Below are 12,165 nucleotides of genomic sequence, written 5' to 3' on the forward strand. Positions count from 1 at the left end.
TGGATTGTTACTTTCTGATAGAGCTTTCTGTAAACTTTCTTTCTGTGATTGATTCAAGTATCCTTGAGCAGGCATAGTAGTAGCTTCACGAGTTTATCCAGTTTACATTTTATGCAAATTAGGTGTGGAACAGCTTACCAGGTAAGGACTAAAGTCCTCACTACAAACCCATTCAAAGTAGGGATGAAAAATCAAGCGCGATGAAGAACCAGCACTGTACGGGGGTTTTCCCCGTTGAAGCGACGTGCGAAGAACGCCAAGGATTGAGGATGGAGACTTCCAGGAACCGTTAAAGAAAAATGGGCGACCTAGAGACAAACCTTTGCTGTGGTATGTGCGATTAGATCACCTGCGGTTGATTTTAATAGTAACGATTGATATTTGCAGTAGCGATTTAGCCTAACTACAAATCTTTTGGAAACAAAAGTAACAAAAATTAACTTTTTTGTAGAGCTTTACGCAACCACGGTGGAGGATTGCCCTTGAGCGTTTGCACCAACTTATTTAGAATACTATCAATCTCTTCTTCTTCTGATTGTGGTCTGACTGGCATAACACCTCTTTTAATTAACTTAGCAGCAGGAATACCACCGATTGATGCTACATAAACAATTGCACAGTCAGCTAGTGCTTCAAGTTTTGATGCTGTTTTATCATCACTCTCAGCATTTTTATCTTGATTAGAACTACCAGGAAACTTCAGAGTCTCTATAAACTTATAACCAGCATCGGAGATTTCATAAACATCTGCTTCTTGCGCCCATCCAAAGTGAGCATTAACATGAACTCTATCACTGGTTGTGAAGGCTATTTTCATTCTAATGATCCTCTCCTGAAGTTAGGAGTTGTGAATTATGAAGTGAATCAAGATTTAAAAATTTACGCTCAATATCCCTATGGACTCTTAAAATTGACTGCATAAATCAGGTATTATCACCTATTTTATCGAGTTATTTGCAGCGTCTTTTTTGCTGGGTGAGGCGATACATGTTTCCCGCTATCTTTATTGTTTCCGAGAAAGTGCGATCGCAACCCATCGTTTTTGATTCCCCTAAAGTCAGGATAGCATATCGCCACTGGACTGGCGATTTAAAATGTTAAAATAACCTGATTTTTATATCTATCTTGATATTAAATGACTAGAGAAAATTTTAAAGATATCAAGATAGAATTTAACGTTTAAAATTGCTGTGTTTGCAGTTACAACTAATCTGACGATAGAGAATTTTTAGTCAATAATTGTGTATTTATTTCTGTAGCGTCAGTTTGATGATGTTTGATGTTTTCAAATAAGTGATAGATCCAAGGCATAGCAATGAGAATTATGCCTAAGACGACTAAAAATACTGATATTCCTATAATTTGATCACGAGGAATTTCTAGTACACCACGTAAAATAACCTCTCATAACGCAGAAACGATAGTAATTTCCACTGCGGCTATTACCGATATCCGTTGTTGTTGTAGGTAATCAATTAACAAATGAATAAGAAAGAATAAAGTTCGTAGTAAGGACTTTAGTCCTTATTTTTTAAGCACTAAAGTGCTTACTACAAACCTTCAAAACTAGCTTGCAGAAATCTATTCTGCTTCCTGATTTTTAGCTTCTGTTGTTGATATTTCTACATGATTAACCAACAACGCTACGGGGAACTGTTGCAAAATCTCCCGCACCCATAGGGTATCTTCGCCTTGTATTTTCTGTCCAGTGATGGCGTCATACCAAACATCAGAGGAACCAGCAGGGGGAACAATGCGGGTTTCGTGCCATACTTGTTCACCCAAAGGATACTCACCTTCTTTAACCAAGGAAGTGAGGAAACGAGGAGCGATTGCAATTATTCTCGTGTCTGGTAATTCTCTTGCAAAAGTTACGACATGGCTTTTCAAGCTACCTGCTACGGACAATTTGACATAGGTTCCCCGTTGGAATACATCTACATATTTTCGCCGTGCTTGTAAAATTTGATAAGTCAGGAATAGCTTCACTCGTCCATCTTTGGGGGTTTGCAGCAACTCTGCAATCAAGCCTGACATATCTTGTGCTGCTTTGGTTTTGATGTCTTGCAGATATTCTTGTCGGATTTCAAAGTCTACCGGACGGCGGTTATCCGGATCTACCAGACTTAAATCCCAAAGTTCCGATCCTTGATAAAAATCTGGTAAACCCGGAGCAGTTGCCTTCACTAACGTTTGGGAGAGAGCATTTAAAATGCCGTAGTGTTGAATTTTGCGCTGGAACGGACGGAAAGCTTCAAGAAATGAGTTATTATGAGGATCTTTCAAGACGCGATCAGCAAAATTAGTGAAAGCATCTTCATAGGCTGTATCTGGTTTAATCCATTCTGTGTGGACTTTTGCCTCACGAATTGCTTTGATAATATATTCCTGTATCCGCTCGACAAAACCTGGATACTCTTCGTCTTTATAGGGGAAAGCCCCTATTAATGATTGGTAGAAAAAGTATTCATCGTTGGGAGTTGGTACATCCTGTTTATTGACAGTTTCTTTGTAGGGAGCATTAATCTCACGCCACTCTTTGAGATGAATTTCCCACTCTTCGGGAATTTCAGAGAGTACATTAATCCGAGCGCGCATGTCTTCACCACGTTTGGTATCGTGGGTAGAAGTAGCATTCATGGCGTGGGGCCATTGAGAAGCACGCTGTTGATTAAAGGTATGGAAATCTTCTAGAGAAATACCAAAATGTGTGGGATGGGAACCGACTTCATTTAAGGAGATCAGGCGATTATAGACATATAAAACTGTATCTTCTACACCTTTCGCCATCAATGGCCCGGTAAATTGCTGTAAACGCATCAAGAAATGCAACCATTGTTCCTGATCTTCCGGGGAGAGGTGTTCATCAATGTCAAGGATGAGAAACTTTTCAATAAAGCTTAGTTCGTTGAGGAAGTTGGGAATATTCTTTTTGGCTTGCGTCATCACCTGTTGAATATATTCCCGATCTGCTTTGCTAGCCCCTGCACCATTAATATAGGTGCGGTAAATAGGAAAAAGCGCCAAAATCTCTACCAAAGCAGCTTTTAAGCCGTACATTGTAAAGTCACTAGCATAGCGATAGCGACCGGAAATTTGCTTCAGCAACTGAGCTAAATTATCAATATCTCCTGCTAAGTGTCTGCTAATAATTAACCTTTTATTTTGGTCAATTAATTCCTCACAACAAACTTTTCTCCCCAAAAAACGCTGATAAATAGCATCAAATTCTGGAGATGTAGATTGTTGACAAAAAATGCCATTCACTTGATTGAGAAAGTCATAACCTGTTGTGCCTTGAATCGGCCAGTTGAGGGGCAATTCTTCATGAGGTTCAAGGATTTTTTCGACAACTAGGTAAGCTTCAGGAGCATGTTCTCGTAGTCGGTTGAGATATTGAGCCGGATCATAAAGACCATCAACATGGTCAATTCTTAAGCCGCTAATTATACCTTCTTGAACCAATTTCAAGATACAAGCATGAGTAGTATGAAAAACTTGTTCATCTTCTATTTTGATCGAAATTAGATCATTAACAGTAAAAAAACGTCTGTAATTTAGTTCTTCATTGCCAACTTTCCAGTAAGCGAGGCGGAAAAATTGTTCATTGAGTAGGTTTTCTAAATGATTAAAACTTTCGGGATTTCCTGACTCACCATTGAATGCACGAATATTTTCTTCAATAAATCTCTTGATTTCGGGACTATCATTCCATAGTTCCCATAACATGCGTTTGATAATAATAATTTGGTCGTAGCGTTCTCTTCCTTCCTCTCCTGATGGGATATATTTTAACATGTAGAGAACACTTAGAAGTTTCATAAAATGGGGATGATCTCTACCTAATTTATCCCGTATACGTCCTAAATCATAGGTAAAAACTTGAGAGTAAGATTCAATACGAATAGGAAACTTTAGTGAGTAGTAGTTGATAGTTAACCCGTTTTCCTCATACTGGAGTTTGAGTTCACCACTTTCTAAACAATCACCACAAAATTTACCTAAAAAAGGTGCTAAAACTTTGCCTTGATTTTCTGGATAATGATGATGCCAATCAATATCAAAAAACTCTTGATATTGAGAGTCAAAACCATTTTCTAGAACATCTACAAGCATGTGATTTTGACTATCAAATGCCATATGGTTAGGTACAATATCTTGCACCCAGCCGAGATGAAAATGCTTGAGTTCTACAACTAATTCTAAAAACTTCTCTTTTCCGCCTAATTCGGGATTAATTTCGTTGGGATTAACAGTATCGTAGCCGTGGGTACTACCTTTTCTGGCAGTTAAAATTGGGGATGCGTATAAATTAGATATTCCTAGTTCTGCTAAATAAGAAGCGATCGCCTTGGCTTGATCAAAACCAAAGCTAGGGGTGAACTGTATCCGGTATGTTGCTACTGGTATTTCCATGATTAGTTATTAGTCACTGGTTATTGGTCATTGGTCATTAGTCATTAGCTATTGCTCATTAGAATTACGAATGACATAGAACAAATGACTAATGACAAAAGACTATTGACAATAAACAACTACACTCTCAGGATTAAGTACAAGCGTTTCCTGAGATTGTGTGTTTAATATTTCGGGTAACTGGGAGTTGTTACCACCCCAAGTAGGATCAGCCGAGTCCAGTTGTTTTTGCCAGGGGCCACTAGGTATATTTGCTTTTATTTTACCAACTTCTTGACTAAAATTCAGCCAGCATAATACTTGGTTATTTTCACACCACCGTCGCAGTTGTAAGACCTTATTTGATTCGATTACCGATGCTTCTAAGTTATGGCGATCCAAATTAGCAAGTGCAGGAATTTCCTGCCGCAGTTTGAGTAATTTTTGGTAAAACAACCATAACATCCGGTTTTTGCCCTCATGACGCTTTTCCCAATTCAGGCGCGATCGCTTCATAGTCTCTACTGCTTGCGGATCTGGTGCTTCTTGACCATAAATTTCAAAAAACGCAGCAAATTCCGCTTTTCTACCTTCCCTTACCCCTTTAATCAGGTCAGGGTCACTATGACTGACAAAGTAGAGAAAAGGTGCAGTTTCACCATATTCCTCACCCATAAACAACAACGGAACATAAGGAGACAGCAAAACAGCTGCCGCAGTTAATTTTAACCCTTCAAAGGAGATTAGGGAGGTAAGGCGATCGCCCATCATCCGATTACCAACCTGATCGTGGTTTTGAGAACATACTACAAATTGCTGCGAAAAACAATCGCTAGCTTTATTTCCGTGATAGCGATGACGATGAGGAGAGTAATCCCAAGTGTAAACAAAGCCTTCGCGATATGCTTTGGCCAGTTGTTCTAATTGACCAAAATCTTGGTAGTATCCTTGATTTTCTCCTGTCAGTACAGTGTGTAAAGCATGGTGAAAATCATCACTCCATTGTGCGTCAATTCCGTAACCACCAACTTCGGGAGAACGAATAATGCGAGGATCATTTAAATCGCTTTCGGCAATCAGGTAGCGTTTATATCCTCGTTGTGAAAGTTCAGCAACTGCTTCGGCAATCTCTGCCAAAATATGTTTAGCGCCAAAATCATAGATAGCGTGGACTGCATCCAAACGCAAACTATCAATATGGAAAGTTTCTAGCCAGTAAAGTGCATTCTGCACAAAATAATTCCGCACCCCATCACTGTAAGGCCCGTCAAAATTAACTGCACTACCCCAAGGTGTTTTGTAGTGGTCAGTAAAATAAGTACCGAATCCCCAAAGATAATTGCCTTCTGGGCCAAGATGGTTGTATACAACATCTAAAATTACAGCCATTCCTTGCTGATGACAGGCGTCTACTAATTTTTTCAAGCCATCAACGCCACCATAGGAATTTTGTACCGCATAGGGAAAAGTACCATCATAACCCCAGTTGCGATCGCCAGGAAATTGAGCAACGGGCATAATTTCAATCGCATTGACACCTAATTCCAGCAATTCGGGAATCCGAGGAATTATGGACTCAAATGTACCTTCTTCAGTAAAAGTAGTAACATGTAATTCATAAATTACCATTTGCTCAAGCGGAATTCCCTGCCACTCGCCATCAGTCCAGGTAAAGCTGCTGTGGTCAACCACTTGTGAAGGCCCATGAACTCCCTGCGGTTGGGAATGAGAAGCCGGATCGGCTCGGTCAACTTGACCATCCAACTGGTAAAAATAGAGACATCCAGGCTCAACGTTATTGACAGTTCCCTGCCAATACCCCCTTTCATCCTTTTGCAGGGGAATAATTTTTTCTTTTGGGGCGACAAGATGAACAGCAACATCACCCTCTAAGGGCGCCCAGAGAGTAAACTTGCAAGTGCGATCGCCTAAATATTGAGAACCGATATGCATATTGATTAGTTGATTGTTAGTGGTTAGGTATAAGGGATCGGGGATCGGGGAAAGGGGACAAGGGAGACAAGAAGGACAAGGAGGACAAGGTAAGGGAAAAATAACTAATTCCCGATCCCTGATCCCCGTTCCCCGATTCCCACTCCCTAATCTTCCTCATCGTGAGAAACTCTACCCAGACGTTGCAACATCACAAGCGATCGCGCTTCTACTTGTACGGGTTTATCTTCGATGTAACGTTTACCGCGTTGCACAAAGCGGGGTTTAGTAGTATCTATAATGGTGAGCCATTCCCAGTCTTGTAGTCCTTTGGGAATTATGAATTCCACCATTTCATAATGGGCGTTGAAGAATAATAAAAAGCTTTCATCGATAATCCGTTCACCCTTTGGCCCTGGTGTGGCTATTTCTTCGCCATTGAGGAAAATGCCGATCGCTTTTGTAAAACCATCGTTCCATTGTTCCTCTGTCATTTCAGCCCCATCGGGGTTAAACCACAGAATATCATGCACACCAGAACCGTGAATAGCTCGACCTTGGAACCATTTGCGTCTGCGTAACACTGGATGTCTGCGACGTAAATCAATTAATTGACGGGTGAAGTCTAACAGTGCTTCATTTTCTTCTTGCAAGTCCCAATCCAGCCAGGAAATTTCGTTATCTTGACAGTAGGGGTTGTTGTTTCCTCGTTGCGATCGCCCCATTTCGTCACCCATCACCAACATGGGTACACCTTGGGAAAGAAACAGCGTAGTCAAGAAGTTCCGTAGTTGTTTTCGCCGCAGTTGTGTTATTTTCCAATCATTCGTGTCACCTTCGACTCCGCAATTCCACGAGCGGTTATGGCTTTCTCCGTCTCGGTTTTCTTCACCATTGGCTTCGTTGTGCTTTTCGTTGTAGCGAACTAAGTCATGGAGAGTAAAGCCATCATGAGCAGTAATAAAATTTACACTAGCGCTGGGACTACGTCCATTAAACTGATATAAATCGGAACTGCCTGTAAACCGATAAGCAAATTCGGCCATGCGGCTGTCTTCTCCACGCCAAAAGTCCCGTACTGTATCGCGATATTTACCATTCCACTCCGACCACAACAGAGGAAATTCGCCTACTTGGTAGCCTCCTTCACCCACATCCCAAGGTTCAGCAATTAATTTCACATCTGCCAAAGTAGGGTCTTGGTGGATTATATCAAAGAAAGCTGCTAGGCGATCGACCGCGTATAATTCCCTAGCTAACGCCGATGCTAAGTCAAAACGGAAACCATCGACATGGCATTCCAACACCCAGTAGCGCAGACTATCCATAATCAGTTTCAGTACTTGGGGATGGCGGACGTTGAGAGAATTGCCACAACCTGTAAAGTCCATGTAGTAACGATTATTGCCATCAACCAGACGATAGTAAGCAGCATTATCAATACCACGCAAGGATAAAGTTGGCCCCATGTGGTTGCCTTCACCCGTGTGATTGTAAACTACATCTAAGATTACCTCGATGCCAGCATTGTGTAATGCCTTTACCATCTGCTTAAACTCCCGCAACTGCTGTCCTAGAAAACCAGTGGCACTATAACCAGAGTAGGGAGCCAAGTAGCAAATAGAATCGTAGCCCCAGTAATTTTTTAAGCCCTTATTTATTAAATGTCCGGGATAAGCCAAAAAATGATGGATTGGCATTAATTCTACTGCCGTTACACCCAAGGATAGCAAGTGAGAAATCGCGGCTGGATGAGCAAGTCCAGCGTAGGTTCCGCGTAACCTTGGGGGAATTTCTGGGTGTAGTTTAGTAAAGCCCTTGACATGAGTTTCATAAATCACAGTCTCATGCCAGGGAGTTTGCAGCAATTCGTCTCCTTCCCAATCAAAAGACTGATCAACAACAACTGATTTGGGAACTAAATGAGCATCGTCAAGTTCAGAAAAACCTAAATCTTCATTGGGATCATCCCAAGGATAACCAAAGATTTCTTCACCAAAGCGGACATCGCCATCAATTGCCTTAGCGTAGGGATCAATTAATAGTTTGTTGGGGTTAAAGCGATGTCCTTCTTCCGGCGCAAAAGGCCCGTGGACTCTAAAACCGTACCTTTGACCAGGGCCAATCCCAGGGACATAACCATGCCAAGTGAAGTTAGTAACTTCTTTAATTTCTAGCCGGGTTTCTCGACCTTTTTGATCAAATAAACACAATTCAACTTTTGTCGCATGTTCTGAGAAAATAGCGAAATTAGTACCCTTGCCATCCCAGTTTGCTCCCAGAGGATATGGTCTACCAGGCCAGAGTGAGAAGTACATACAGTCAAACTCCTGTTGCAGATTCATCAGGCAGGACAGTTAAGCTAGCGCGCGTTACAAAATCTTGCCCAGCACAACACGCCCTAGCTTCTCGCAGTATCTCAAATATTAAGTCAAATAAAAAGTTTTGTGACTCAACCTGTTGGCATAAATTTTACTGATTCACTAAATACTGACATCCCCAGAAATGGTGATTTTTGTCAAATTTTTGAGAACTCACTTAGACAATTTTGCTACATTTCTAGGCATAATCAAGCGATCGCTCGATTTCACAATCTCAAAATCATCATTCCCAAAGTTTCAAGATTTCTTGACAAAATGAGGGCGCTTGTTAAAGAAATTTCAAATTTTTAACTGATGGGGAGTTTGAGGGGCTATAAGTCCCCCACCATAATCTTTGATTTGGTGTGGGAGGATGTCACTAGAGTATTACGCATCTGTGTACTCTACTCTAAAAAACAGCATTAGGTAAATAACCTCAATTCTATTGCCATTCCCTGTCCTCAAGTTCCTTAGTCGGCAATAATAAGGTTGCTTCAATTTCCTGCCTGATAGCAGCTGTCACCTCACAATTGCTATGCAGGCAATCGAGCAGTAACTGATTGGCATCATAGTAGCGTTGCAGCACTTGCTGTTGCTCTGGACTAAACTGCCAGTGGTGATCAATATTACGATAATTAATGATCGTCATTTTTAACTGTTCAACCCAGGCTGAAGAGTGTGTCTGCCACCAGACCTGAAATTTTTCTTGGTTTTGATTTGGATTCGGCAATTGCTCCCTGAGTTGTTGCAGGGATTTATAGAGTCCAGCATCCAAAACAATGCCTAGAATGTTGCCCAGAGCATCTCCACAGGCATGAGCATAGGCAAAATCTTGGCTTCGGTCGATCGCACACTCCAGCAGCAGGTTATCTAACACCGCATCCAGAAACATCCCCTGGTCGAGGGTGCAGGCCAGGGTAAAGTGAGAAGCTATGTGAGGATTCCGGGCAAGGGCAAGGTAAAATGCACGACCCGTCGCAACCTTTGGTTGGGGCGAAGTAGTACGAGATTTTTGACTTGCCCACGTCAAAAAATCTTGTAGATAAGGGTCTTGGGCGACTAGTGCATCAATGTGTTGCTTCATCAACTGCACCAGCCCGTCTGCACTCCGGAGCATGGCAGCTGTCAATAAGAAGATTTCGCGCCAGTGAGGGTCAGTGATGTGACTAACCAATCCTCCCAGGGCTTGCTCTAATGCTTGCAGGTTATGGCTGGCAACGATTTTTCTCGCCGTGAAATATTCTTGAAACGCCAGATAGGAGAAGGAGAAAATTCCCCGCGCCCGTTCTGTCAGTAGCCCATGTTGGGCCTCTATCGCCTTCAGCACTGCTTCACTTTCTAGTTGCAGTTCCTCTGGCTCCATTGGCACTTCAGGTAGATAACGAATATAGTCACTAATGTATTGCTCAATAACGCGTTGCTCAAAGAAGTACTGACCTTCTTCAAATGTTGCCGCCGCAATCTGACTCAACAACTTGAGCTTTTGTGGTAGTAAAAACCCCCGATAAACATCATCCCGTTCAACACCTCTAGCTTCATCCCATTTGCCCAAGAGCAAATCTAGCCCTTGCTTATAAAACTCAGTCCGCTTAGTGGGAAATTTTTCTTGACCGTGGAACACCCAGCAGGCAAGATGCAGAAACAGGGGTGTGATCACGAGTTGGCGAAATTGCCAGTTTTCAGGTAAGTCCAGCTTTTGAATAAACTCAACAGACTGTGCCTGCCCATCTTGAGTGTTTTTTTTGGTGAATGCCCCAAACCATTTTTTGGCGAAGGCCCGGATTTGTTCTTGGGTAAACGGGGCAATCTCAACATCGGTAAAGCCTCGGAGTGTGAGCTTTCGAGCCGCCGTTCGACAGGTTGCCACAAACCGATTTTTGTGATACTTATCCGAAAATCTGCGAATTTCTCTTAAGACAGCATTACTCTCTTGGTTAAGAACTTCATCCATGCCATCAAGTAACAGCAAAACTCTCCCTGCACTAAGCAAGGTTTCAATAACTGATGGGTCTGAAATTTTGGAAGTGATGAACTCCTGGCGGATATAGTTTAATAAGCTGAACTCGCCAGTGATCCTAGACTCTTCAGCAAAATTCCTCAGTACGATGAAAACAGGAACCTGGTTTGCCGCAAATACGCCTTGGTTACACTGAATAGCGAGATGTTGCAAAAAGGTGGTTTTACCTACCCCTGGTTTACCTAGCACCCTGAGTTTGGAGTAGGTTTCGACTGCCCGCATACCTGGTATTTGTTTCTGCTCAACCTCACCTAAGCCAAAGCGGTCAAATTCATTTGGTTCAAGGTTTTGCAGGTTAGAGATATCTAACCACTGTTGGCTGGGGATGTCTTCCAAAATATTGACATCAATGTATATGTCATCGATCGCAACGGGATGACCAATATCTAATAACTGCAAGATCCCACACTGATCTTGAATTTTGTCTTGGCGTTGCGATCGCACTTGTTGCACCAAAAGATCAATATCTAGAGCAGCAGCCTGGGCAACTTCTTCGGGATCGGAGAATTCGGCCGGAGGATCGGCAGCGATTTCCCGCCAATTCAATTCCAATACAGAACAAATTTCTAGAAAAATCTGACGATCAACCGGACGTCCAGAGAAAAATCGCCAAATGGGTTGTCGAGTCTTTAAGCCGACTTCAAAAGCCAAATTTTCCTGAGTCCACCCCTTGCGGGCAAACGCTCTTTTAGCCTCTTGAATTCCAATCTGTGATGCTTGGAGCGATCGCCTGACCATAAGACAAAAAACTCATAATTAAAGCTTATAACTTAAATTTTTATTAAAAGTATACATTTTATACACTTTCCTATGTTATTAAAATTTGCTCAATTTAAATCATACAAAAGTCAGAGATCGACTTTAATTTCATCGAAATGAAGCCAATCCAAAAGTTCTTCATAGGTAAATTCCAGGTACACTTGTGGAATCAATTCTGTAAAAACCCTATGAAGATTGAGTTAACGAGTCTAAATGACAAGTGGCATTGAGAATTATTAATTTTGTTAATTTATGTAACAAATTCAAACACTACAAACTCATTTGATACTTCTTATACTTCTCTAACCTTTGCTAAGACTTAATCTCAAACACCCATCTGTCATGCTGAAGGAGTACAGATTCAGAGCTTCTCTATGAACACTGGTTAGCTCTTTAGAGCAACGACAGTAGATAAAAACTGATTACTATAACCAGAAGGTTGCAATATTACAGATATTTCCAAGGAAGTTTTTTTATATAGCAATCCTAAATCATTTGTAAAAAACAGAATAGTAGAGACGTAGCAGTGCTACGTCTCTACTAGGATTTTATTTTTCTTCTATATAGGATTCCTATTTGATTTTTGAACAAAACTCAGTACACATCTAGCTTCCTTTTTTTTCTTTCTTTCCCTATTGCCTATTGCCTATTGCCTATTGCCTGCCTCCACGAGTAAATTCATTAATCAAATCAGATTGCTAT

General features: G+C 41.4%; 5 protein-coding genes and 1 pseudogene. All 6 read right to left on the reverse strand.

Annotation, left to right across the window (positions count from 1 at the left end):
* Positions 1-436: 436 nt before the first annotated feature.
* On the reverse strand, positions 437-817 hold the full coding sequence (gene nifX, locus ACE1AT_RS08290; protein ID WP_016862429.1) for a nitrogen fixation protein NifX: 381 nt from the start codon (positions 815-817) through the stop codon (positions 437-439).
* A gap of 389 nt (positions 818-1,206) precedes the next feature.
* Positions 1,207-1,491, reverse strand: a pseudogene (locus ACE1AT_RS08295) (hypothetical protein); the annotation flags it as partial.
* A gap of 90 nt (positions 1,492-1,581) precedes the next feature.
* Positions 1,582-4,416 (reverse strand): malto-oligosyltrehalose synthase, encoded by a 2,835-nt coding sequence (treY, locus tag ACE1AT_RS08300; RefSeq protein ID WP_374867165.1) that lies wholly within the window; start codon positions 4,414-4,416, stop codon positions 1,582-1,584.
* Positions 4,417-4,518: 102 nt separating this feature from the next.
* A complete protein-coding gene (gene treZ / locus ACE1AT_RS08305; protein WP_374867167.1) occupies positions 4,519-6,348 on the reverse strand; it encodes a malto-oligosyltrehalose trehalohydrolase in 1,830 nt (609 codons plus the stop codon).
* 146 nt (positions 6,349-6,494) lie between these two features.
* Positions 6,495-8,645, reverse strand: a complete 2,151-nt coding sequence (gene glgX / locus ACE1AT_RS08310; RefSeq protein ID WP_374867170.1) for a glycogen debranching protein GlgX — start codon at positions 8,643-8,645, stop codon at positions 6,495-6,497.
* 484 nt (positions 8,646-9,129) lie between these two features.
* Positions 9,130-11,442: an NACHT domain-containing protein gene (locus ACE1AT_RS08315; protein ID WP_374867172.1), complete on the reverse strand. Its 2,313-nt coding sequence runs from the start codon at positions 11,440-11,442 to the stop codon at positions 9,130-9,132.
* Positions 11,443-12,165 lie beyond the last annotated feature (723 nt).

Origin of the sequence: Pelatocladus sp. BLCC-F211 (genome assembly GCF_041928655.1) — a bacterium.
Lineage (GTDB): Bacteria > Cyanobacteriota > Cyanobacteriia > Cyanobacteriales > Nostocaceae > Pelatocladus.

Bases quoted from the DNA above. Each gene is read 5' to 3' on its own strand.
- glgX (WP_374867170.1), bottom strand. From the start codon at position 8,645: ATGTACTTCTCACTCTGGCCTGGTAGACCATATCCTCTGGGAGCAAAC.
- ACE1AT_RS08315 (WP_374867172.1), bottom strand. From the start codon at position 11,442: ATGGTCAGGCGATCGCTCCAAGCATCACAGATTGGAATTCAAGAGGCT.
- treZ (WP_374867167.1), bottom strand. From the start codon at position 6,348: ATGCATATCGGTTCTCAATATTTAGGCGATCGCACTTGCAAGTTTACT.
- treY (WP_374867165.1), bottom strand. From the start codon at position 4,416: ATGGAAATACCAGTAGCAACATACCGGATACAGTTCACCCCTAGCTTT.
- nifX (WP_016862429.1), bottom strand. From the start codon at position 817: ATGAAAATAGCCTTCACAACCAGTGATAGAGTTCATGTTAATGCTCAC.